Below are 23,467 nucleotides of genomic sequence, written 5' to 3'. Positions count from 1 at the left end.
CGGAAAAATAATTAATACAAAATTAAGCCTACACAACATTAGTCGAGCCAGCAACATCTAGAAACGTCATTTATTGGGTCTATTTTTTTAAGAATCGTGGGAACGAAATCAGCATTACCATTATGTTACACATGTATTTTAAGGGATTTCCCAAATTGGGACAGCACTGTTAAAGCAGTAAAATCAGGAAAAACTATTCGAAATCAACATTTTGGAAAATTGATATGTACCGCCCCCCTTATTGTTGGGGATTTTTTACAAACCATAAGTGGATATATTCTAGTCAATGCAACCAAATATGATTGCATGCTTGACTGCAAAAAACGGAACTTATGGTAAATTTCTTGATAGCGTCAGTTTATGATCCATATCGAGACATGGACCGAGGCTTTCGCAGTGGTGCTTAGAACCCTGTTTTTCCTGCTTTCGCTCCAGTAGAGCGCGTCAGCAACGTCGTTCGCCTATACCCTGCCGAGGTAAAACCGTATTTTTCACTATCTGCGGCAGGATTGCTTAAAGCAGTTCCAACTTCGGGATCGATGCGTTAGCAGATAGCACTGATATTGCCGATGCTGGAAACCAGACCATGACAAAAACTGCCGTCCAAGATGCCGTTCATGCGCTTCGCGACCTTTTCCCCGCGACACCACTGCAATTGAGCGAGCACTTGAGCACGTTGTTCAATGCCAACATTTATTTGAAGCGTGAGGACCTGACGCCGGTGCGCTCCTATAAGGTGCGTGGCGCCTATAACTTCTTCCGCAAGGTTATTGCCAGGGGGCAGATCGACAAGATCTTCGTCTGCGCCTCAGCCGGCAATCATGCGCAAGGTTTCGCCTTTGCCTGCCGTCACTTCGGTGTGCATGGCGTGGTGTTCATGCCGATGACCACACCGCAACAGAAAATCGACAAGACCCGCAAGTTCGGTGCCGAATTCATTACCATAAGGCTGGTCGGCGATATTTTCGACCAATGCTACAAGGCTGCCCGCGACTATGTTGAGGAAGCTGACGGCTTGATGGTGCCGCCTTTCGACCATGCCGACATCATCGAAGGCCAGGCAACCGTTGCTGCCGAAATTCTGGAGCAACTATCGCAAGACGTCACCCCCGATCTGGTGATCATGCCCGTCGGCGGCGGCGGCTTGAGTGCGGGCATGACGGGCTATCTAGCAGAAGACCTGCCGCCATCAGCCTTTCTCTTTGCCGAGCCGGTCGGCGCGCCAAGCCTGAAACGCTCGTTGGAAGCGGGTGAAGTCATCACCCTGCCCAAGGTGGATAATTTTGTAGACGGTGCTGCCGTGGCGCGGATCGGCGATGCCAATTTTGCGGCCCTTAAACACTTCCCCCCCTCTCAGGTCATGCTGGTGCCGGAAAATGCGATTTGCGGGACGATCATCGACATGCTGAATGTCGAGGGCGTGGTGCTGGAACCGGCCGGCGCCTTGGCGATTGCCACACTCGGTCTGCTGGAGCGCTCATCCATCGAGGGCAAGACCGTGGTTCTCGTCGTCTCCGGCGGCAATTTCGATTTCGAGCGCCTGCCAGATGTAAAAGAGCGCGCCATGCGCTATGCCGGTTTGAAGAAATATTTCATCCTGCGCCTGCCGCAGCGGCCCGGCGCGTTGCGCGATTTTCTCAACCTGCTCGGCCCCGAAGACGATATCGCCCGCTTCGAATATCTGAAGAAATCCGCCCGCAATTTCGGCTCGATCCTGATCGGCATTGAAACGACGGATGCCTCGAATTTTTCCGGTCTGTTACAGCGGTTCGAGGAAAATGGTCTCGGCTATGAAGACATCACCGAAAACGACATCCTGGCCAATCTGATCATCTGACGATGTTTAAAATTGCACCTTTGCCTGCTTAAAATTTAACGTCCTGCCGCATTTGCGGGACGACAATTGCAGATTACAGAACAGTAGATTTGGAGAAATAGCCGGAAAACAAAGGATAAACAGCCAAAACTCCAAAAAAAGCTCGATCATTGCCAAGCTGGCACAAGAGTTGCTAGTATACAGCCAGAGTTGGCAGCTAGGGTTCCGGCGCGAGAAGCGTGACTGGTCCGAGAGCAGCCACCGGCGGGGGAGACATCCCTGTCGGGTGCACGGCGGGATAAAAGCCCGGGAGACCTCGTTAGCCAAGGGATTGGCGGCGTTGGTCTATGCCGATCCCTTTTGAAAAAAGCAAAAGGGGAAATTCATGCGCCTGTTCTCAAAACTTATTTCTGTTTCTACACTGTCCGTAGCCATGTCGCTGGGCGGACTTGTCCCAGCCGATGCCGCGCCCAAGAAGGAGTTCAAGGTCGCCTGGTCGATCTATGTCGGCTGGATGCCCTGGGGCTATGCCAGCGACCATGGCATCGTCAAGAAATGGGCCGATAAATACGGCATCAAGATCGATGTCACCCAGTTCAACGATTACGTGGAATCGATGAACCAATATACCGCCGGTGCCTTCGACGCGGTCACGCTGACCAATATGGACGGTCTCTCGATTCCCGCCGCCGGTGGCGTCGATACCACGGCGGTGGTCGTCGGCGACTTTTCCAATGGCAATGACGCGGTCATCCTGAAGGGTAAGGACAAGCTTGCCGACATCAAAGGCCAGAACGTCAATCTGGTCGAGTTTTCAGTCTCGCATTATCTCTTGGTGCGGGCACTGGAAAGCCTTAAACTTACGGAAAAAGACGTGAAAGTGGTCAACACGTCAGATGCCGACATGGTCGCCGCTTATAAGACCGATGACGTGACCTCGGTCGTCACCTGGAACCCGCTAGTCTCCACCATCCTCGAAGAACCGACCGCCAAAAAAGTGTTCGACAGCTCGCAAATCCCCGGCGAAATCATGGACCTGATGGTCGCCAATACAGAAGTGCTGAAGGACAATCCGGATTTCGGTAAAGCACTGGCGGGAATCTGGTATGACACGGTCAAGCTGATGATGGCCGACACCGCAGAGGGCAAGGCCGCCCGCGAGGAGATGGGCAAGGCCTCCGGCACCGACCTCAAGGGCTTTGACAGCCAGTTGGCCGCCACCAAGCTGTTCGACAAGGCAGCGGATGCCAGCACCTTCACCACCTCGCCCGGCCTGCCGAAGACCATGGATCTGGTGCGCAATTTCCTGTTTGAAAAAGGCCTACTGGGTAATGGCGCGCCGTCTGCCGACGTGATCGGCATTGAAATGCCTGACGGTAATGTGCTGGGCGACAAGGGTAATGTGAAGTTCCGCTTCACAACCACCTATATGGATGCCGCCGCCAAAGGCGCACTCTGAAACTTATCCGGGACGCATATCCGGGGGCGGGTGATCGCCCGCCCCACCTTCCCCAAGAATTCGGAGCGACAGGATGCGCTGGATCAATCAAAAACCGAGCAATGGTGCAAAACTAAGCCTCGCCACCCTGCCCTTTGCGCTGGTGCTGCTCGCCTACGCCGCAGGTTCGGCGGCACGGCTGGCGGAAAACGCCAATGACAAGCTGCTGCCGGGCTTTGTCGCCTTTGCCGATGCCATCAACCGTTTGGCCTTTACCGCCGATGCCCGCACCGGCGACTATATTCTCTGGACCGATACGCTGGCCAGCCTGACGCGGCTTTTCTCCGGGCTTGGTATTTCACTGCTGATCGCGCTGACCATCGGCATGGCGATCGGGATGCTGCCCTATCTGCGTGCGCTGCTGTCGCCGTTCGTCGCCGCGATTTCCATGGTGCCGCCACTGGCGCTGCTGCCCATACTGTTTATCGCCATGGGCCTTGGCGAGGTCTCGAAAATCACCCTGATCGTCATCGGCGTTGCGCCGATCATGATCCGCGATCTGGCACTCACCGCCCTGGCCCTGCCGCGCGAACAGATCATCAAGGCCGAGACTCTAGGCGGCTCTTCCTGGCAGATCGCCATCAGGGTCGTCCTGCCACAGATCCTGCCACGCCTGATCACCTGTCTCAGATTGCAGCTTGGCCCGGCCTTCCTGTTTCTGATCGCAGCGGAAGCGATTTCCTCCGATAGCGGTCTCGGCTACCGGATCTTCCTAGTGCGCCGCTATCTCTCCATGGACGTGATTTTTCCTTACGTGTTGTGGATCACGCTGATTGCCGTTGTCGCCGATGTCCTGCTCGACCGGTTGCGCATCGCTTTGTTTCCCTGGTCCAATCTGGAGAAGGGCGCATGAGCGGGCTGAAGATCGACAATATCTGGAAGGAATATGGCGACCAGATCGTGCTGGAAAGCGTCTCGCTAACGGTCGCATCTCGGGCGTTCGTTGCGCTGGTCGGTCCATCCGGCTGCGGCAAGAGCACGTTTCTGCGGATGCTGCTGGGGCAGGAGCAGCCGACACGCGGCACCATCCTGCTGGATGGCAAGCCGCTGCCGAAGGAGCCGGGACCAGATCGCGGCGTCGTCTTCCAGCGCTATTCGGTGTTTCCGCATCTCACAGTGCTGGGCAATGTGCTGCTGGGTAAGGAATTGCCCGCCTCGTCGCTGGCCGGTCGTCTGTTTGGCTCTGCCCGGCGCAATGCGGTGGATGAAGCTCGCACGATGATTGCCGCTGTTGGTCTTGCCGGATCGGAGGGGAAATATCCAGCCCAGCTTTCAGGCGGCATGCAGCAACGGCTGGCTCTAGCGCAAGCGCTGATCATGAAGCCAAAAGTGCTGCTGCTGGACGAGCCGTTCGGGGCGCTCGATCCCGGCATTCGCGCCGAAATCCACACGCTGATGAAAAAGCTCTGGCACGAAAACCCGATGACCGTCGTCATGGTCACTCATGACATGCGGGAAGCCTTCACACTGGCCAGCCGCGTCGTCGCTTTTGAGCGTCCCCGTGACCGTCCGGAGGAAAAACAGCGCTACGGCGCCACCATCACCAAGGACATTTCCATCTGGCCACCCCGCCAGGCGGGTACCCCTTCCATCTTTCGCCCTGACCGGGACGGCCCGGTCGCATCCATCGGGCTTCACCGGGACGACCCGGCACATCGTCGATAGGAGACCCATCATGCATATCCGACGCTCTGCCGAAGAGATTGCCGCCAACCGGGCGCGCTATGAGGAACACCAGAAAAGCGGCCTGGACTTTTCCCCGAAGGCCTTGCCAGGCAAAAGCCCACTGCCCGCACCGGACATCGAGGCGACAGACCTTATCCATAGCGAGACCATCCCCGGCGGCTGGTATTGGTCCACGCCGGTAAAAACCCATGAAACGCTGCGGATCGCCCTACCCCACGGGTTTTCAACCGTCACGCTGGTCGCCTGGAACGCGGATGATCGGTCCGAACGGCTGAACCTGCCTGATACCGCCAAGATGCAATGGACCACCGGGCTTGGCAAAGGCCGGGTGATGTTTTCCGACATGGGCAAGGTGATGTTTTCGATCACCGAAGACACCAGCGGCGCGCATGATTGCCTGATGGGCGGCTCCACAGCCGCGTCCAACGCCCGCAAATATGCCAGTGCCAACAGCCAGGGCCTGCGCAATACCCGCGACAATCTTCTGATCATGGTAAGCAAGCTCGGCCTCGACAAGCGCGATATCCCAGCAGCCCTTGCTTTGTTTGCCCCTGTGCGGGTCGATGCGGACGGACGCTTCCACTGGAGGCCGGAGTTGCTCAATGGCGGAGATTACATCGAGCTTCGCGCCGAGATGGAGATGATTGTCGGCTTTTCCAATTGCCCGCATCCGCTCGATCCCAATCCACTCTACCAGCCCAATCCCGTTGTCATTAGCCGGATAAAGGCCAAGCCACTGCAAGCGGACGATCTTTGCCGCACAGCGACAGCCGAAGCGGTACGTGGCTTTGAAAATAATGCGTTTGCAGCGCTGTGAGGGAGGAAACCATGTCTGAATTCAACACCACGTCTCCCCTTCGCACGCCTGATACCGCTGTGCAGGATCACGTCATTGCGGCGGAAGCGCCATTTTCCACGGTGGTCAAAAAAGGCCAGATTCTGCGGATCGAGGACAGTTATGGCCAGCAGGCTATCGACACGCTGTTTTACAACGCCAAGGATTTGTCCGAGCGCTATTCCAATCAGGATACGATGCGCGAACAGGGTGCCGCCTATATTTCCACCGGCACCAAAATCATCTCCAATGACGGCCGGGTAATGCTGACCATGACCGCCGATAGCTGCGGACGGCATGATACCTCTGCCGGGGCCTGCTCCTGCGAAAGCAATACGGTGCGCTTTGGCCATGGTACCAAATATCTGCATGCCTGCCGCGATAACTTTGTGCTGGAAGTGGCGAAATACGGGATGAGCAAGCGCGACGTGGTCGCCAATATCAACTTCTTCATGAATGTGCCGATTGAGCCGAGCGGCCAGATGACCATTGTCGATGGCATTTCCGCCCCCGGCGATTATGTCGAGCTGCAAGCCGAAATGGATGTGCTGCTGGTGATTTCCAATTGCCCGCAGATCAACAACCCCTGCAACGGTTTTGATCCGACGCCTGCCCGGGTTCTGGTCTGGGATAGCGAGGCCTGATCGATGTTCAAGAAGGTACTGATTGCCAACCGGGGCGAAATCGCCGTCCGGATCATCAAGACGTTGCAGCGTCTGGGCATTGCCTCCGTCGCCGTCTATTCCGATGCCGACCGCTTCGCGCTGCATGTGCGGCTGGCTGATGAAGCCATCCGGCTTGGCCCGGCTGCGGCTAGCGAAAGCTATCTGAATGTCGAGGCGGTGATTGCCGCCTGCAAGGAAACGGGGGCTGAAGCCGTCCATCCCGGCTATGGCTTTCTCTCCGAAAATATCGGCTTTGCCGAGCGGCTACAGGCCGAAGGCATCGCCTTTATCGGCCCGACACCGGAGAATATCGCCAGCTTTGGCCTCAAACACACGGCAAGGCAACTGGCGGCAGATAGCGGCGTGCCACTGCTGCCCGGCAGCGGCTTGCTGGACAGCGCCGAAGACGCGCTTTCGGCAGCCGAATCGATAGGCTACCCGGTAATGCTGAAATCTACGGCGGGTGGCGGCGGCATTGGCATGCAGCTCTGCCATGATGCCGCTAGCCTGCAAGCGGCCTTCGACACCGTCCAGCGCACCGCCAAGGCCAGCTTCGGCGATGCGCGGGTCTATCTGGAACGCTTTGTTTCCAAGGCAAGGCATGTCGAAGTGCAGATCTTCGGCGATGGACAGGGCCGGGTCATCGCACTTGGCGAACGGGATTGCTCTCTCCAGCGCCGCAACCAGAAAGTCATCGAGGAAACCCCGGCCCCCGGCCTGTCGGACGCGGTGCGCCAGCGCCTGCATGAGGCAGCCGTCTCGCTTGGTCGGTCTGTCCATTACCGCTCGGCAGGCACGGTGGAGTTCATCTACGATCCCGCCCGAGAAGAGTTTTACTTCCTGGAGGTCAATACACGACTTCAGGTCGAGCATCCCGTCACCGAGTCCGTGTTCGGCATCGATCTGGTGGAATGGATGATCCGCCAGGCCGCCGAAGAGGATGTGCTGACCGGCAATGAACATCTGGTGCCGAAGGGCGCTGCCATCGAGGCCCGGATTTACGCGGAAATGCCCCATGCCGATTTTCGCCCCAGCGCGGGCCTGCTGACGGAGGTGGTGTTTCCGAAAACAACCCGCGTCGATGGCTGGATCGAGACCGGCACGGAGGTGACACCCTATTACGACCCGATGCTGGCCAAGCTGATCGTGTCAGGCAGCGACCGTGACGCAGCGATTGCCGCTTTGCAATCGGCGCTATCGGCAACGTCCATTTCCGGCATTGAGACCAATCTCGATTATCTCAGCGCTATCGCCGCCTCCGATCTGTTTTTAAGCGGTGATGTCGCAACCACGGCGCTGAAGGATTTTTCCTTCGTGCCAGATGTGGTCGAGGTCATCGCCCCCGGCGCCCAATCAAGCCTTCAGGAATTGCCGGGGCGGCTGGGGCTTTGGCATGTCGGTGTGCCGCCAAGCGGGCCGATGGATGCCCGATCATTCCGCCATGCCAACCGGCTGGTCGGCAATGGCGACGATGTGGCGGCGCTGGAGCTGACTGTCTCCGGGCCGGTGCTGAAATTCTTCTCCAATGTCACCCTCGCACTGGCCGGTGCCGAGATGGCGATGACATTGGATGGCGGGCCGGTCGCGCATAACGCGGCCTTTACCGTCAAACCCGGACAGGTTCTCGCCATTGGAGGGATTTCCGGTCCCGGCCAGCGCGCCTATCTGGCGGTCTCGGGCGGATTTGCAGCACCTGTCGTGCTTGGATCGCGCGCCACCTTCGGCCTTGGCCAATTCGGCGGCAATGCCACGGGCCCCCTTAAGGCTGGCCATGTGCTGCGGCTGGCCCGCAGCCCGCAACCCGTCGCCACGCCCGCCGAGGAGCCGCCGGAACTGACCCGCGCATGGTCGGTCGGTGTGGTCTATGGCCCGCATGGTGCGCCGGATTTCTTTCTGGACAGTGATATCGAAACGCTGTTTTCCACTGATTATGAGGTGCATTTCAACAGCGCCCGCACCGGGGTCCGGCTGATCGGCCCTGCGCCGACATGGGCGCGGCAGGATGGCGGTGAGGCCGGGCTGCATCCCTCCAACCTGCATGATAACCCCTATGCGATTGGGGCCATCGATTTTACCGGGGATATGCCGATCATTCTCGGTCCTGACGGCCCAAGCCTTGGCGGCTTCGTCTGCCCGGCGGTGATTGCCAGTGACGAACAGTGGAAGATGGGCCAGTTCAAATCGGGCGATACCATTCGTTTTCATCCTGTGGCGCGAGATGGGGATAGTGCCGCCGCTTTAGGAAGTGTCGAGTATGGGATACCCCCCTCTGCCTTGCCAGGCATCTCCCCCTCAAGGGGGGAGATCGGGGATGGTACCGCCGAAATATCTCGATCGGTATCGTCAAAGGAGATGTTTTCGGTCTTGCCAATCTCCCCCCTTGAGGGGGAGATGTCCGGTAGGACAGAGGGGGGTAAACCACCACCTCCAACGCCAGCTCACCCACCCCTCCCACCAGAAGCCGGATCACCCATCCTCAGCCACAATTCCAACGGCCCTGTCTGCGTCACCTATCGCCGTCAGGGTGACGACAATTTGCTGGTGGAATATGGCGAGATGCAGCTCGACATCGCCATTCGCATGCGCGTCCACTTGCTGATGCAAGCGGTCAAGGCGGCCAAGCTGCCGGGCCTGATCGACCTCACCCCCGGCATTCGGTCGCTGCAAATCCATTATGATGGCACCAGCCTGTCGCGCACCCGGCTGCTGGGCCTACTCAGCGAAATCGAGGCCAGCCTGCCCCCGGCACAGGACGTGACAGTGCCAAGTCGCACGGTCTATCTGCCGCTCTCCTGGAACGACCCGGAGGCGGAACTGGCGATGCGCAAATACCAGGAGCTGGTGCGGCCCAACGCCCCCTGGTGCCCCTCCAATATCGAGTTCATCCGCCGTATCAACGGACTTGCCGACGAGCAGGCCGTGAAGGACACCATTTTCAACGCCCGCTATCTGGTGATGGGTCTTGGCGATGTCTATCTCGGCGCGCCGGTTGCCACCCCGCTCGATCCACGCCACCGGCTGGTGACCACCAAATACAATCCGGCCCGCACCTGGACGCCGGAAAATGCCGTTGGCATTGGTGGCGCCTATATGTGCATCTACGGCATGGAAGGTCCGGGGGGCTACCAGCTGTTTGGCCGTACCATCCAGATGTGGAACACTTGGCGGCAAACGCCGGTCTTTACCCGCGACAAGCCCTGGCTGCTGGATTTCTTCGACCAGATCCGCTTCTTCCCCGTCAGCCACGAAGAGCTGATGGAGGCTCGCGCCGCCTTCCCGCATGGCGGCTATCCGATCCGTATCGAGGACGGTGCGTTTTCCTATGCAAGCTACGCGGCGGATCTGGCTGAAAATGCTGAAAGCATCGGCGCGTTCAAGCGCCAGCAACAGGCAGCCTTCGAAGCGGAACGCCAGCGCTGGAAGAACCAAGGCCTCGACAGCTTCACCGCCGATGAGGACGCAAGCCCCAGTGCTGGCGGCGATATTCCCGACAATTGCTTCGGTGTGGAAAGCGCCGTTCCCGGCAATCTCTGGAAACTGCTGGTGGAGGAGGGCCAGTCCGTTGCCGCCGGAGAGACGATTGCCATCATCGAATCGATGAAGATGGAGATCACCGTGACGGCCCATGCACCGGGAATCCTGCGGGAATTGCGGGCCATCCCAGGAAAGACGGTCAAAGCAGGCGACGTGATCGCCGTCCTGCAAAATCTCTGAAATAGCCTTCCGCAACACCGCAATGACCGGATATCTGGAATGAAATTTCATTTATCCGGTCAAATTTTCTACTAAAAAACCAGAGAATAGATGGCGCTTTCTCGTCCTCGGCCAGATTCGGATCGATAATCACCGATATCGGAGCATGATCGACGCGGGATCGGCATGTTCGGATGTCCTGACAGTTACGGAAAGGATCAGCCATGCCAAGCCAGACCTGTAGCATCGATACCCTTGTCGTTCCGGGACTGAACGGTTCAGCCGCCGGGCATTGGCAGCGGCATTGGGTTGAAGACCAACCCTCCAGCATCATGGTCGAGCAGGACGATTGGGCTCATCCAGAGCTTTGTGCCTGGAAAGCCCGGCTGGAACAGCAGCTGTCCTCGTGTAGGTCAGGCGCTTGGATCGTCGCCCATAGCATGGGCTGCCTTCTGACCGCCCAAATGGCCGATAGTCCGCTTCGTCATCTGATCCGTGGCGCGCTGCTTGTTGCACCCTGCGACCTGAAAACCACCGAGAACCAACATCCCGATGTCATCCGATTCGGCGAGATGCCCTGTCAGCGCCTGCCCTTTCCCTCATTGATGATCGGCAGCAGCAACGATCCCTATATGGATACCGAAACCGTACAGCGCACCGCGTCCTGCTGGGGCAGCCGGCTGGTCAATCTCGGCCCCGTCGGCCATATCAACCCGCAAAGCGGGTTTGGACGGTGGAGCGAAGGCTATGATTTTCTGTCGCAACTGCAAACCGCCGTTGAAGGCCGCCGAGAAATCCAGCCCCCGAAGTCTACAAGATCAGCACCTATAAGCTTGGCTGAGCCACACGTGCATTCACACGCCTGAACATACGTACAATTTTTTTCAACCTGTCTTTGCAAGCCGCGCCTTGATTAACGCCTCGCCTCATGGTCATCATCGGGAAACCTGGATATTCCGATGACGCCTGTCTCCCCCAATCTTTCCAATCCGTTGCGCGGTATGGCCCTGATGGCGGGCTGCATGCTTGTGCTGCCGGGCATGGACGCGATCGCCAAATACATGGCCAATATCGAAGGCATGTCGCCGGGGCAGGTTACCTTTTACCGCTTCTTCTTCCAGCTTGCCTGCACCCTGCCCTTTCTCATCGCCTTGCAAGGCACCAAAGCCTTTACCGCCAATCGGCCGTTTCTCAACCTGCTACGGGGCGCGTTGCATGGCGCGGCAAGCCTGTGTTTTTTCGCCGCCGTCAAATATATGCCGCTCGCCGATGTGTTCGCGATCTATTTCGTCGAGCCCTTTATCCTGACAGCGCTGTCGGCGCTGTTTCTGGGCGACAAGGTCGGATGGCGGCGCTGGCTTGCCATTCTGATCGGCTTTGGCGGCGCGATGATTGTCATCCAGCCCAGTTGGGAAATTTTCGGCGCGACCTCGCTGCTGCCGGTACTCTGCGCCTTCCTGTTTGCCCTCTATATGTTTTTGAACCGCGCCATCGGCAATGCCGATTCGCCGATGACAATGCAGACCATGTCGGGCGTCGGTGGTACAATTTTCATGGGCGGTGCGATGTTGATCGGCCAATCCGCAGGCAGTGCCGATTTCACAGCCTCGCTTCCCACCAGCATGACAGGTCTGCTGCTGCTGGTTCTGCTGGGTGTTCTCTCCGGTCACATACACCTTCTCGTGGTGAAGGCTTTTCGCATGGCACCGCTTTCGGTGCTCGCGCCGTTCCAATATTTCGAGATCATTGCGGCGACCATTCTCGGCTATGTGCTATTCAATGATTTTCCGTCGCCGTCGAAATGGCTGGGCATCGGCATCATCGTCGCCTCCGGCCTATTCATTCTATGGCGCGAACACCGCAGCGCCTCTGCCGAAAAAGCTCTGGCTGCCACCTAAATACACCCAAAAAAGAGCAAATCCATATTTGGTCTTTTACTATTCGAATCCCATACATTTTCATGGCTTACCTGCATCGGAGCGCATATAACGTATCGTTTCAGCTCATTGTAACCTTTTGTAAACTTCGTTCGTTATGGCGAAAGAAAGAATTGGCATTTAGATCAATCTACGGTTTCATGATGAAACGAGGTTTCGACTATGAGGGAATTTCGTCTCTCGTTTCCGGCATGTGTTATCGCCGGAAAACAGAGATTGGACCACCATGATGTGGTTCTTCTCCAGACATATGGCCTGCCGCATGGGGTTTGCACCCATGAAGATGCATTGACGCTTCTGGTGCTGAACGGATGTTGTCCTGATAAATGCGCTGAATGGCAGAGCTATTTTATCGATTCCATGGCTTGCTACATTTTGCGCAAACGGCCGCCGGAAAACCGCATCGACCACTATAAATTGCAATGGCTGATCAGCACCCTCACCACCGATGGCAAGGCAAACTCGCCAATCGAACAGCGGCTTTTGCAACACATTTCCATGATGATGGCAGACTTGCAGAATGGGCCCATCGAGTCGCCGATCCTGGTTGATGTCACTGAAAAGACAGTCGTAAGCAGCGTTCATCCATTGAAAAGACAGGGAAGAGAGCTGCACAGCCGTTTCTCAAACCGCGACCACAAAGATAAAAAGCCTTTGCCTCTTCAGCAGCGCAAAAAACGATTTGCGCTGGGCTGAGTTTTGAGAAAAACCCCTTCCGGATCTTGAGGCTTTGCGCAAGTCAGTGCAAAACTCCGCCGACAAGAAACCAAGGGAGACTTCTTTATGGATGTTCGCGCCGCCGTTGCCACCCAGGCAGGCAAGCCGCTTGAAATCATGACCGTGCAACTGGACGGCCCGAAGGCTGGCGAAGTGCTTGTTGAAGTCAAGGCCACAGGCATCTGCCATACCGATGATTTCACCTTGTCCGGCGCCGATCCGGAAGGCCTGTTTCCAGCCATTCTCGGCCATGAAGGGGCTGGCATCGTGGTCGATGTCGGGCCGGGCGTTACCTCGCTGAAAAAGGGCGATCACGTCATTCCGCTTTACACGCCAGAATGCCGCGAATGCTACTCCTGCTTGTCGCGCAAGACCAATCTGTGTACCGCCATCCGCTCCACCCAGGGCCAGGGCGTCATGCCAGATGGCACCTCACGCTTTTCCATCGGCAAGGACAAGATCCATCATTACATGGGCTGCTCGACCTTCGCCAATTTCACTGTCCTGCCGGAAATCGCCTTGGCCAAGGTCAACCCGGACGCGCCTTTCGACAAGATCTGCTATATCGGCTGCGGCGTCACGACAGGCATCGGCGCGGTGATCAACACCGCCAAGGTCGAGATCGGCGCCACCGCCATCGTCTTTGGCCTGGGCGGCATCGGCCTCAACGTGCTTCAGGGCCTGCGGCTTGCAGGCGCCGACATGATCATCGGCGTCGATATCAACAATGACCGCAAGGCCTGGGGCGAGAAATTCGGCATGACGCATTTCGTCAATCCGACCGAAGTCGATGGCGACATCGTTGCCTATCTGGTCAACCTGACGAAGCGCAATGGCGACCTGATCGGCGGTGCTGACTACACATTCGACTGCACCGGCAACACCAAGGTGATGCGCCAGGCACTGGAATCCTCGCATCGCGGCTGGGGCAAATCGATCATCATCGGCGTTGCGGGTGCCGGTCAGGAAATCTCCACCCGTCCGTTTCAGCTGGTAACCGGCCGCAACTGGATGGGGACCGCCTTTGGCGGTGCGCGTGGCCGCACCGATGTGCCGAAGATTGTTGAATGGTACATGGAAGGCAAGATCCTCATCGACCCGATGATCACCCACACCATGCCGCTTGAGGACATCAACAAGGGCTTCGAGCTGATGCATTCGGGGACAAGCATCCGCAGCGTGGTTCTGTATTGATGGCAAATATGCCTTATCGGGTTGACGTGCGGAGACTGGATGCATTCTCCGCACGAGACCTCTATAACCTTCTGAAAATGCGCGTCGATGTGTTTGTCGTCGAGCAGAAATGTCCCTATCCCGAGCTTGATGGCAAGGATATCGACGCCCTGCATCTACGGCTGACAGATGGTGATGACCTTATCGCAAGCGCCCGGATTTTAGCGCCGGAAGAGCCTTCGTCCAAGGTCAAGATCGGGCGTGTTGTCGTCTCGCCCTCCCATCGCGGCAAGCGGCTTGGCGATGCCTTGATGCGCGAAGCCATTGCGGCCTGTGAACAGCGTTTTCCCTCAAGTCCGATAGAACTTTCCGCCCAAAGCCATCTGCAACTTTTCTATCAGTCTTTTGGCTTTCTTCCGGTCTCGGCGGAATATCTGGAAGACGGTATTGCCCATGTCGACATGGTCCGTGCCGTCTCGATCGGGAGGGCCTGAAGCCAATGATCTATGTGGATGCTGACGCTTGCCCGGTTAAAGCCGAGGTGTTGAAAGTGGCCGAACGCCACGACATGCCAGTGACTTTCGTTGCCAATTCCGGCCTGCGCCCGTCTCGCGATCCGATGGTGACGAATGTCATCGTCTCCAATGGTTTCGATGCCGCTGACGACTGGATCGCCGAACGGGCCGGGCCAGGCGATATTGTCATCACCGCCGATGTGCCGCTGGCCGGGCGCTGTGTGGCCACAGGCGCAATGGTCACCGGGCCGACCGGGCGGATGTTCGATGAGACCAATATCGGCATGGCCACCGCCATGCGCGATCTCGGTGCCCATTTGCGCGAGACCGGTGAAAGCAAGGGCTATAACCGCGCCTTCAGCCCCCGCGACCGCTCGCAGTTTCTGGAAACACTGGATCGGCTTTGCCGCCGCTGCAAATCCCTCCGTCAGGACACGGCCCCATTATGACCTCGAAGAAAAAGCCTCGTTTCTATGCATTGAGACGCCATAGGCACAGCCCGTTCTATGCGTCTGGTCTGCTGGGACTTTTGACGTTGCCGGTCTTTCTGTGGATCAAGCCCGCCTTGGCCGTCGAATGCTCGGCCATCGTGTTTTTCGTCCTCTATATCGCCTTGATGATAAAACGCATCCCCGGCATCACCGCTGAACGCCTGAAAACCAGCCCGCAACGCGACGATGCGCCGACCATCGTCATCCCGCTGGTCAGCCTGCTGGCGGTAGTGGCTGCCGTCGCCGCTTTGTTCAACGCCTTGAACCGGGCCGGTTCTCCCAGCTTGCTGGAAGTGTCGCTAGCGTTTGTGTCGGTTATCAGCGGCTGGTTCACCATTCATACGATGTTTGCTATGCATTATGCCCATGATTATTGGCGTCATCTGACAAGCAATCCCGACCCCGGCCCTTCCGGTGGTCTGGATTTTCCCGACACGCCGGAGCCGGGCGGCTATGAATTCCTGTATTTCGCCTTCGTCATCGGCATGACCGCCCAGACATCTGATGTCGCCATCACCAGCACGGCCATGCGGCGGCTGAACCTCGCCCATTCCATCGTGTCGTTCTTCTTCAACACAATCCTGGTCGCGGCAGCCGTCAACGCCGTCGTCTCGATAGCCAATTGATCAGCAGGAGCCCTGTCGCATGAATATTCTGTCGCAAAACACCGCCTTTGGCGGCATGCAGGGCGTGTTTTCGCACCAGTCCGATGTCACCGGTTGCGAAATGACCTTTGCCGTCTTCGTACCGCCGCAGGCCATCACCGAAAAGCGCCCGGTGCTGTGGTATCTGTCCGGCCTGACTTGTAGCCATGCCAATGTGATGGAAAAGGGCGAATACCGTCGGTTGGCCGCAGAACTCGGCCTGATCATCGTCTGCCCGGACACCAGCCCACGCGGGAATGACGTGCCAGATGAGTTGACCAACTGGAAAATGGGCAAGGGCGCTGGCATGTATCTGAATGCCACCGAAACGCCCTGGGCCGAACATTTCCAGATGTACAGCTACATCACCGAGGAATTGCCCGCGTTGATTGCCGAACAGTTCCGCGCCGACATGACCCGCCAGGGCATTTTCGGCCATTCGATGGGCGGCCATGGTGCATTGACCATCGCACTGAAGCATCCCGACCGCTTCAAGAGTTGCTCTGCGTTCGCCCCAATTGTCAGCCCGCTAAAAGCCGATTGGACGCAGGATGCCTTCGAGAAATATCTTGGCCCCGACCGTGCCCTCTGGCGTCAGTATGATGCCTGCGCTCTGATCGAGGATGGAGCGCGCTTCCCGGAATTCCTGGTGGACCAAGGTAAGGCCGACAGTTTCCTGGAAACAGGTCTACTGCCCTGGCTACTGGAAGAGGCCGTAAAAAACACCGATATCGGCCTGACGCTGCGGCTGCATGAGCGCTACGACCACTCCTATTATTTCATCTCGACGTTTATGGACGATCACTTGCGCTGGCATGGCGAACGACTACAGCGCCGTGCGCCATAAATGGCGCACAAATGTTCGCTGTAGCGCTTTATATCTGCTTCATAATCATATAATTGCGCGGGTCTTCAAAACATCCAGCACGATCTTCGCCCCCGCCTCTCCGGCGGGGATTTCCGTCTGCATTTTCTGCCAGACCAGATCGAAGCCCTCCACCATGGCTTGACGCTCCCGCGTCTCGGTGGATAGTCGCTCCATCCAGCGGGCCAGCGATGCGCCGCGCAATTGCTCGTTCAGATATTCCGGCACCACGACATAATCGGCAATAATGCTCGGCAAGGCGCCAGTCCAGGTCTTGATCCGGCTATGCAGCAGCTTGATCAGCCAATCGGTCTTATAGGTGGAGACGACAGGCACGCCAGCCAGGCAAAGCTCCAGCAATACCGTGCCTGAAGCAGCGATGGCCGCATCCGCCTCGGCAAAAGCCCGCCACTTGGCCTCTTCCCCGATAACCACATCAGGCTTTTCCTCCCAATTGGCAACAGCCTCGCGCACCTGACGCTCCCGCCGAGGTACAGTTGGCAGCACAAACCGCGTTGGCCCATTGCGCTCGACGAAAATCCGGGCCGCATCGCGAAACACCGGTGCCAAGGCCGAGATTTCCGCGCCGCGTGATCCCGGCAGCAGCATGATGGTTTTCGGCTCCTCTACGGCAGGAAGCGGACGCAGCAGCCGGTCTGCCCGACAGGCCAACATGGCGGGGCTGGTGACCAGCCGATGCCCGACAAAATGGGTTTCCGGCCCGCCAAGACGCTGCATCACGGCGGGCTCGAACGGCAGGACGGCCAAAACGCTATCGACATAGGCCAGCATGGCCTTGGCCCGGTATTCCTTCCACGCCCAGACGCTCGGGCAGACATAGTTGACCACCGGCATGGTCGGGCAGGCCGCCCTCACCTTTTTCGCAACACGATGGGTGAAATCAGGACTATCAACAATCAGCAGCAAATCCGGTTTGGCCGCGATAAGCGCCTTCGCGGTCGTGCCGATCAGCTTCAGAAAGCGCGGCAGCTTTGCCAGGACCTGGGTAATGCCCATTACGGACAATTCTGAAAAATCAAACAAAGATGAGAGCCCCTGCGCCTCCAGCGCCGGGCCACCAACACCGACCAGAGCAATGTCGCCACCGTAGCGCCGCTTCAGCGCAGAAATCAGATCAGCACCCAGCAAGTCACCGGACACTTCTCCGGCGATCACCGCGATCTTCAGGGGCCGGTTTTCCATGATCCATCTCCCTCAGGGCAGACCCAATCGGGCTTCACCCTCATGTTTAGTCTAATTGGGCTTCGCCCTCAGGTCCCAATTCAATACCGGAAACAAAAATCCCTGCTGCGTCTGCCTGTCTCAAGGTTTCCTGGCGTTGCAAAAGCAGCGCCCGCCCAGCCTGCACCGCGATGCCGGAAAGCCCAGCGCGGGCGGCATTTTCGATGGTCGACTGCCCGATGGTCGGCAGGTCGGCGCGAATATCCTGCTGCGGTTTGCATAGCTTGACCAGCACGCCACGGCGCCGCGATGAAATTCGCCCTTCGGACCGAAGTTCGGCGACGCGCTGCAACATCCGGTCCGTGCCTTCGACACCTTCCAGAGCAACGATGCGACCGCCGACGCTGACAGCGCCCTGCCCGACATCCAACCGGCCCAAGGCATCTGCGGCCTTGGCAGCGGCGGCAATGTCGCGCCTGTCATCATCTGTCGGTCGGGACGAACCGAGCGGCCCAAGCTCCGCCAGCAGTTGCGGTGCAATCTCATGCGCGCCCACCACCCGGCAGCCCTGCGACTCGATCAGTTGAATGACCATTTTCAGCACAGCGTCATCCCCACCCGACAGCAGGGTTTTGACCGCGAAAGGCAGCTTCACCAAAAAACGAAGATTAACGTGGATCTCTTTGAAATTCGGACGCTTTTTAACACCACCAGACATCACCACCCGTTTGATGCCATGTCGCTTTATCAGGCTCGACAGGCCCGCCATATCGCCGACCCCGATCACGGCAGACTGGAAACCGTCCCAGCGTTGGTCCGCCTCGTTTTTCAGCGGCAGGATGAAGGGATCTTCACCCGCCGCCCGCGCCGCTTCGGCGACATAGACCGGCAGCATGCCGCTGCCGGCAATGATGGCGAGACGCCCCTGCGGGCCGCTCATCCCTCAGCTCTTGCCGCGGAATGGCGACGAGAGCGCCCGGTCGCTTTCGGCAACAATGAAATCCAGGATTTCAATCACCTCGGCGCAATCGGCAAACTCTTCGCGAATGGCCGCAGCCTTTTCACGAATGGCACCTTCTTCATCGAACAATGCCTTATAGGCCTTGCGGACGCGGTGAATGGTAGCGCGTTCCACCCCGGCCCGGGTCATGCCTACCACATTCAATCCACCCAGCAGGCCTGGATTGCCGTTCAACATACCATAGGGAATGACATCGTAGCTGCAAGCCGACAGCCCACCGATAAACGCCTGTCGTCCGATACGGGTGAACTGGTGAACGGCGGAACCGCCGCCGAGAATGGCCCGGTCACCGATTTTGACATGGCCAGCCAACATCACGTTGTTGGATAGAATGATATGATTGCCGAGCTGACAATCATGCGCCACATGCGAATTGGCCAGAAACAGATTGTTACTGCCGACCACCGTGTGTCCGCCACCTTCTACCGTGCCGCAATTGATCGTTACGCCTTCACGCATCGTGCAATTGTCGCCGATTGTCAAGGTTGTCTCTTCGCCGGAATGATGGATGCTCTGTGGCTCGCCACCGATAACCGCATTGGGAAATATTCGGCTATTCTTGCCGACGACGGTTTTTCCCGTGAGCACCACATGCGACAAAAACTCAGCACCGTCGCCCAACACGACCTTGGGACCGACATGGCAGAACGGTCCTATCGTCACATTTTCCCCGATCACCGCGCCATCTTCGATGACACTGGAGGGATGAATGCGGGCACTGGCTGGAATAACGGTCATTGCGCTTCCTTATTGACGATCATTGCCCCGATATCGGCTTCTGCGACAAGCGCGCCATCTACCTTGGCATCGCAGTGGAACTTCCACACATTACCGCGCTGTTTCTGCTTGGTAACGTGGAACTCCACACGATCGCCAGGCACGACAGGCTTGCGGAACCTGGCATTGTCGATCGTCATGAAATAAACGAGGTCGCCAGCCGTCCCGGCTTTGCGGGCACAGATCGCCCCTGCCGTCTGCGCCATGCCTTCAATCAGCAACACCCCCGGCATGATCGGCTGCTCGGGAAAATGTCCGGTAAACTGCGGTTCGTTTGCAGTTACGTTCTTGATACCGATAGCTGCATTGTCGCCATCGATGTCGATGATGCGATCCACCAGCAGGAAGGGATAGCGATGCGGCAGGAGCTTCATGATCTCCAGAATATCCGCACGTCCCAACTCTTTCTGCTCAACGGTCATTTCTGCCCCTTTCCAACCTTCGACTTGCCTTCAGACCGTCCCATGATCTGGGCGCAATCCCTGAGAAAATCCCCAAGCGGACGTGCCGGAATACCACCGAATTTCTCGCCCGGCGGAAGATCGCCAATAACACCGCTCATCGCGGCAATTTGAACACCGTCACCTATCTTGATATGGCCGTTAACGCCAGAGCCACCACCAATCAATACGCCATCGCCAATCACCGTGCTGCCGGCAATGCCGACCTGGGCTACGATGCCGCAATGGCGACCGATGCGCACGTTGTGAGCGATCTGGACCTGATTGTCGATCTTGGTTCCTTCGCCGATCACCGTGTCATCCATCGTGCCGCGGTCAATCGTCGTATTGGCGCCGATTTCCACATTGTCCTGGATAATCACCCGTCCGATCTGCACGATTTTCACCATGCCGCGTGGGCTTGGTGCGTAACCAAATCCGTCCTGGCCAATGCGCGCCCCGTTATGGATGATAACGCCATTGCCGATATAGCTAGCAATAATACTGGTGCCTGCGGCAATCGAACAATCGCGGCCGATCTTGACACCACGGCCAATCACTGAGCCCGCGCCGATCAGACTGCCAGCGCCGATTTCCACATCCGCACCAATCACCGCCATCGGCTCGACCACAACCCCATCTTCAAGACGGGCACTCGGATCGACAAAGGCCGCAGGAGAAATGTCGACAGCGCCTGGCCGGGCAACAGGCAAAGGCTGTTTGCCATCTGGATGCAGGAACTGCCCTGCGATAGCAAAAGCCGCATGCGGGTTTTTGATCAGCAGAACCGGAATATGCTCCGGGATCAGCGAACGCAGCGCAGCATCGCAAAGGATGGCCCCGGCCTCACAGGTTTCGAGTTCGGCTTTGTTGCGCCTCGACAGGATATAGCAAATATCGCTCTGCTTTGCCCGATAGACAGGCGCCACCGAACGAATGACGCGGTCACCCGCCTCATCCTGTAACAGTTCCGCCCCAAGACGGTCCGCCAGTTCTTTCAAACTGACGCCCGCGTGGGGCGGATAAAAAGTTTCATGCTCCATCACACCAATGTCCCAGACGAGTGAGTTTGTCTGAGGTTCGGACTATAGAAATCAGAACTGGTTCGCAATGGAGAATCGGAACTGCTGCACCTTGTCGTAATCTTCCTTGAGGATAGGCTGTGCGTAATCGAAGCGCAGCGGACCGAAAGGAGATGCCCAGACGATACCGGCACCAACAGATGCACGCCATGCCATGTCTGTGCCCTGTGCTCCAGCACTGTTCTTCACTTCATTACCGTAAAGCGTACCGGCATCCGAGAAGACAGCGATACGGAAGCCTGCATCCTGTGGCACGCCCGGAATGGGCATGCTCGCTTCAGCAGAGGCGGTGAAATAGGTGGTACCACCCAAGGAGTCGTCGTTGCGGTTCGGCATGCGAACACCAATACCGTTGTTCTCAAAGCCGCGGATTTCCTTGCCGCCGATCTGGAACTGGTCGAAGACGTTCAGGTTATCACCTGTAGCCATGACATGACCGGCGCCGAAAGACAGCGATCCGATAATATCCTGCTCATCCGACAGGCTCTTGAAGATACGGGCCTTACCATAGAGCTTGTAGTACTCGGAATCGCCACCGAGACCCGCAAACTCGTGGGTGAATGTCGCATAGATGCCTTCATGCGGCAGATTTTTATCATCCAGCGTATTGTAGGTCAAAGTCTGCGAAACCGAAGACACGACCCATGGGCTGCCGTTGATCAGATCCTGATAAGGCTGCGACAGGGACGTCGTCCAGTCGTCGACGCCCTTGTACTTGATCTGCTTGTAGGTGTAGCGGAACGTCGTTGCCAGATCTTCAGTAATCGGCGCCGTGACGCGCAGGGTGCCACCCTGTTCGTTGTAATCGTAATAATCGTTGCTGCTCGTGCTGCTCTTGAACAGGTCGAAACCAACAGCAAGGCGATAGCCGAGGAAGTAGGGCTCGGTGAATGACAGATTGTAGGTCTGGCTGTCATCCGTACCGGCACCAGCCGCAATACGGATATACTGACCGCGACCGAGGAAGTTCTTTTCTTCCACCGAAGCTTCCAGGATCAGGCCATCGCCACCAACGGAGTAGCCAGCGCCAATACCGAAGGAGCCAGTCGACTGATCTTCGACATTAACGACAATGATGACGCGGTCCGGAGCACTGCCCTGAGCCGTCGTGATATTGACCGAGCTGAAGTAGCCCAAAGCTTCAAGACGACGCTTGGCGCGGGTAATGACTTCCTGGTTGAAAGCATCGCCTTCGCTGATGTCGAATTCGCGACGAATAACGTAATCGCGTGTCCTTGTATTGCCCTTGACTTCGATACGCTCGACATAGGCGCGCTCGCCCTGGTCAACCATATATGTGACACCGATCGTGCCATTGCCCATATCGCGGTTGCCGCGCGGAACGACGCGGGCAAAGGGATAACCCTTGGCAGAGACGCGCTGCTGGATCGCTTCCATCGACTTCTGGATTTCGCGGGCGCTGTAAACGCCGCCCGGCGACGTCGTCACCAGACCCTTCAACTCAGTCGGGTCCACGCCTTCAACAGAGCTTTCGACATTAATATCGGAGAACTTGTAACGCTGACCTTCATCAACCGTGATGTTGACGGTGTATTCGTTGGTCTGCTCGTTCAGCGATGCATCCGAAGACGTGATCCGGAAATCGGCATAGCCATGATTGTAATAGAACTGACGCAGAGCTTCCTCGTCAGCCTTCAACTTGTCGTCGTTATAGACATCCTTACGGGTCAGGAACGACAAAGGATTGGACTTCTTGGTACTGATAACAGCCGCAAGACGGCTATCGCCATAGGCGTGATTACCGACGAAGTTGATGGCACCGATTTTCGTGCGATCACCTTCATTGATGACGAAAGCGAGATTGACGCGACCAGGGCCAACCGGCGCGGTCTGCGTCGTCACTTCAACTTCACTGCGGCCAATGGCGGCATAGGCCTGCTTGATGCGGGTGATATCGGCCTGGATGAGTTCCTGGCTATAAGGACCAAGCGGCTGCGTCTGAACAACAGTCGTCAGCTTGTCATCTTTGATCTTGCGGTTGCCGTTGAACACGACCTGGTTGACCAACTGGTTCTCGTTGACCGTAACCACCAGGGCGCTGCCGGAAACCGAAATCTTCACATCGGAAAAATAACCCGTTGCGTAAAGACGCTTTACCGAGTCGTCGATGTCGGAATTGGAAAAGGCTTTTCCAGGCTGGATCGTCAAGTTGGAACGAACAGCCTCCGTCCCGACACGCGTCGCACCACGCACATCGATCCGCTGGATCAAGGCCGCATTGGCAACAGAGGCAGATGCCACAACGGCGAGGCCTGCACTTAACGAAACTACACCAGCAGACAGCGCAATCGCTGACACCGCGTTCAAAAATTTTGAACCAGCCTTCATGTGAACTTCTAACCTTTTTTCCGTTGTCCCTCGGTCTTTAAACCGACTCCGGTCCGTTGGTGGTTTTAACCGCTTTTGCTC

20 protein-coding genes, 2 pseudogenes and 1 riboswitch are annotated in these 23,467 nt (G+C 57.4%); of the genes and pseudogenes, 16 read left to right on the top strand and 6 right to left on the bottom strand.

Features of this window, described 5'->3' with window-relative positions:
• The first annotated feature begins 586 nt into the window (after positions 1–586).
• The 16 genes and pseudogenes from ilvA (at position 587) to fghA (ending at position 16,517) form a co-directional block, all read left to right on the top strand.
• The gene (ilvA, locus tag IEI95_RS17005) at positions 587–1,837 is read left to right on the top strand and encodes a threonine ammonia-lyase (RefSeq protein ID WP_194416808.1); all 1,251 of its coding nucleotides are present in this window, start codon (positions 587–589) and stop codon (positions 1,835–1,837) included.
• Between the two features lie 185 nt (positions 1,838–2,022).
• Positions 2,023–2,131: riboswitch (guanidine-I (ykkC/yxkD leader) on the top strand.
• A 70-nt stretch (positions 2,132–2,201) separates the two neighbouring features.
• Positions 2,202–3,275 (top strand): putative urea ABC transporter substrate-binding protein, encoded by a 1,074-nt coding sequence (locus IEI95_RS17000; RefSeq protein ID WP_194416807.1) that lies wholly within the window; start codon positions 2,202–2,204, stop codon positions 3,273–3,275.
• Between the two features lie 73 nt (positions 3,276–3,348).
• The gene (locus IEI95_RS16995) at positions 3,349–4,167 is read left to right on the top strand and encodes an ABC transporter permease (RefSeq protein WP_194416806.1); all 819 of its coding nucleotides are present in this window, start codon (positions 3,349–3,351) and stop codon (positions 4,165–4,167) included.
• The gene (locus tag IEI95_RS16990) at positions 4,164–4,979 is read left to right on the top strand and encodes an ABC transporter ATP-binding protein (RefSeq protein WP_194416805.1); all 816 of its coding nucleotides are present in this window, start codon (positions 4,164–4,166) and stop codon (positions 4,977–4,979) included. The genes IEI95_RS16995 and IEI95_RS16990 overlap by 4 nt, the downstream gene beginning before the upstream one ends.
• A 7-nt stretch (positions 4,980–4,986) precedes the next feature.
• Positions 4,987–5,817 (top strand): urea amidolyase associated protein UAAP1, encoded by an 831-nt coding sequence (locus IEI95_RS16985; protein WP_194417317.1) that lies wholly within the window; start codon positions 4,987–4,989, stop codon positions 5,815–5,817.
• Positions 5,818–5,828: 11 nt separating this feature from the next.
• Positions 5,829–6,479 (top strand): urea amidolyase associated protein UAAP2, encoded by a 651-nt coding sequence (locus tag IEI95_RS16980; RefSeq protein WP_156536143.1) that lies wholly within the window; start codon positions 5,829–5,831, stop codon positions 6,477–6,479.
• A gap of 3 nt (positions 6,480–6,482) precedes the next feature.
• Positions 6,483–8,717, top strand: a pseudogene (locus tag IEI95_RS29825) (5-oxoprolinase/urea amidolyase family protein); the annotation flags it as partial.
• A 240-nt stretch (positions 8,718–8,957) separates the two neighbouring features.
• Positions 8,958–10,214, top strand: a pseudogene (locus IEI95_RS29820) (carboxyltransferase domain-containing protein); the annotation flags it as partial.
• A gap of 203 nt (positions 10,215–10,417) precedes the next feature.
• Entirely contained in the window at positions 10,418–11,059 is a 642-nt protein-coding gene (locus IEI95_RS16970; protein WP_194416803.1) for an RBBP9/YdeN family alpha/beta hydrolase, read from the top strand.
• Positions 11,060–11,152: 93 nt separating this feature from the next.
• The gene (locus IEI95_RS16965) at positions 11,153–12,091 is read left to right on the top strand and encodes a DMT family transporter (RefSeq protein WP_156536140.1); all 939 of its coding nucleotides are present in this window, start codon (positions 11,153–11,155) and stop codon (positions 12,089–12,091) included.
• A gap of 255 nt (positions 12,092–12,346) precedes the next feature.
• Positions 12,347–12,826, top strand: a complete 480-nt coding sequence (locus tag IEI95_RS16960; RefSeq protein ID WP_194416802.1) for a hypothetical protein — start codon at positions 12,347–12,349, stop codon at positions 12,824–12,826.
• Positions 12,827–12,913: 87 nt separating this feature from the next.
• Positions 12,914–14,041: an S-(hydroxymethyl)glutathione dehydrogenase/class III alcohol dehydrogenase gene (locus tag IEI95_RS16955; protein WP_015916215.1), complete on the top strand. Its 1,128-nt coding sequence runs from the start codon at positions 12,914–12,916 to the stop codon at positions 14,039–14,041.
• Complete coding sequence (locus IEI95_RS16950; protein WP_194416801.1) at positions 14,041–14,514, top strand: GNAT family N-acetyltransferase; 474 nt, start codon at positions 14,041–14,043, stop codon at positions 14,512–14,514. The genes IEI95_RS16955 and IEI95_RS16950 overlap by 1 nt, the downstream gene beginning before the upstream one ends.
• Before the next feature lie 5 nt (positions 14,515–14,519).
• Entirely contained in the window at positions 14,520–14,984 is a 465-nt protein-coding gene (locus IEI95_RS16945; RefSeq protein WP_156536137.1) for a YaiI/YqxD family protein, read from the top strand.
• Entirely contained in the window at positions 14,981–15,652 is a 672-nt protein-coding gene (locus IEI95_RS16940; RefSeq protein ID WP_015916218.1) for a DUF1345 domain-containing protein, read from the top strand. Before IEI95_RS16945 ends, IEI95_RS16940 begins: the two co-directional genes overlap by 4 nt.
• A 19-nt stretch (positions 15,653–15,671) precedes the next feature.
• Positions 15,672–16,517: an S-formylglutathione hydrolase gene (fghA, locus tag IEI95_RS16935; RefSeq protein WP_194416800.1), complete on the top strand. Its 846-nt coding sequence runs from the start codon at positions 15,672–15,674 to the stop codon at positions 16,515–16,517.
• 45 nt (positions 16,518–16,562) lie between these two features.
• Here fghA and lpxB read toward each other — a convergent pair whose 3' ends face one another.
• The 6 genes from lpxB to bamA are packed head-to-tail and all read right to left on the bottom strand — an operon-like array spanning position 16,563 to position 23,386.
• The gene (gene lpxB, locus IEI95_RS16930) at positions 16,563–17,738 is read right to left on the bottom strand and encodes a lipid-A-disaccharide synthase (RefSeq protein WP_156538098.1); all 1,176 of its coding nucleotides are present in this window, start codon (positions 17,736–17,738) and stop codon (positions 16,563–16,565) included.
• Positions 17,739–17,784: 46 nt separating this feature from the next.
• The gene (gene lpxI, locus IEI95_RS16925; RefSeq protein ID WP_156536134.1) at positions 17,785–18,657 is read right to left on the bottom strand and encodes an LpxI family protein; all 873 of its coding nucleotides are present in this window, start codon (positions 18,655–18,657) and stop codon (positions 17,785–17,787) included.
• Between the two features lie 3 nt (positions 18,658–18,660).
• The gene (lpxA, locus tag IEI95_RS16920) at positions 18,661–19,476 is read right to left on the bottom strand and encodes an acyl-ACP--UDP-N-acetylglucosamine O-acyltransferase (protein WP_071205230.1); all 816 of its coding nucleotides are present in this window, start codon (positions 19,474–19,476) and stop codon (positions 18,661–18,663) included.
• On the bottom strand, positions 19,473–19,937 hold the full coding sequence (fabZ, locus tag IEI95_RS16915; RefSeq protein ID WP_015916223.1) for a 3-hydroxyacyl-ACP dehydratase FabZ: 465 nt from the start codon (positions 19,935–19,937) through the stop codon (positions 19,473–19,475). The genes lpxA and fabZ overlap by 4 nt, the downstream gene beginning before the upstream one ends.
• Positions 19,934–20,998: a UDP-3-O-(3-hydroxymyristoyl)glucosamine N-acyltransferase gene (gene lpxD / locus IEI95_RS16910; RefSeq protein WP_156536132.1), complete on the bottom strand. Its 1,065-nt coding sequence runs from the start codon at positions 20,996–20,998 to the stop codon at positions 19,934–19,936. The genes fabZ and lpxD overlap by 4 nt, the downstream gene beginning before the upstream one ends.
• A 51-nt stretch (positions 20,999–21,049) precedes the next feature.
• Positions 21,050–23,386 (bottom strand): outer membrane protein assembly factor BamA, encoded by a 2,337-nt coding sequence (gene bamA, locus IEI95_RS16905; RefSeq protein WP_156536131.1) that lies wholly within the window; start codon positions 23,384–23,386, stop codon positions 21,050–21,052.
• Positions 23,387–23,467: the final 81 nt, after the last annotated feature.

The sequence above is a fragment of the Agrobacterium vitis genome, from assembly GCF_014926405.1.
Taxonomy (GTDB): domain Bacteria; phylum Pseudomonadota; class Alphaproteobacteria; order Rhizobiales; family Rhizobiaceae; genus Allorhizobium; species Allorhizobium vitis_H.
The sequence above is the reverse complement of the archived record's forward strand: the minus strand, read 5'-3'. Positions and strand labels throughout refer to the sequence as shown.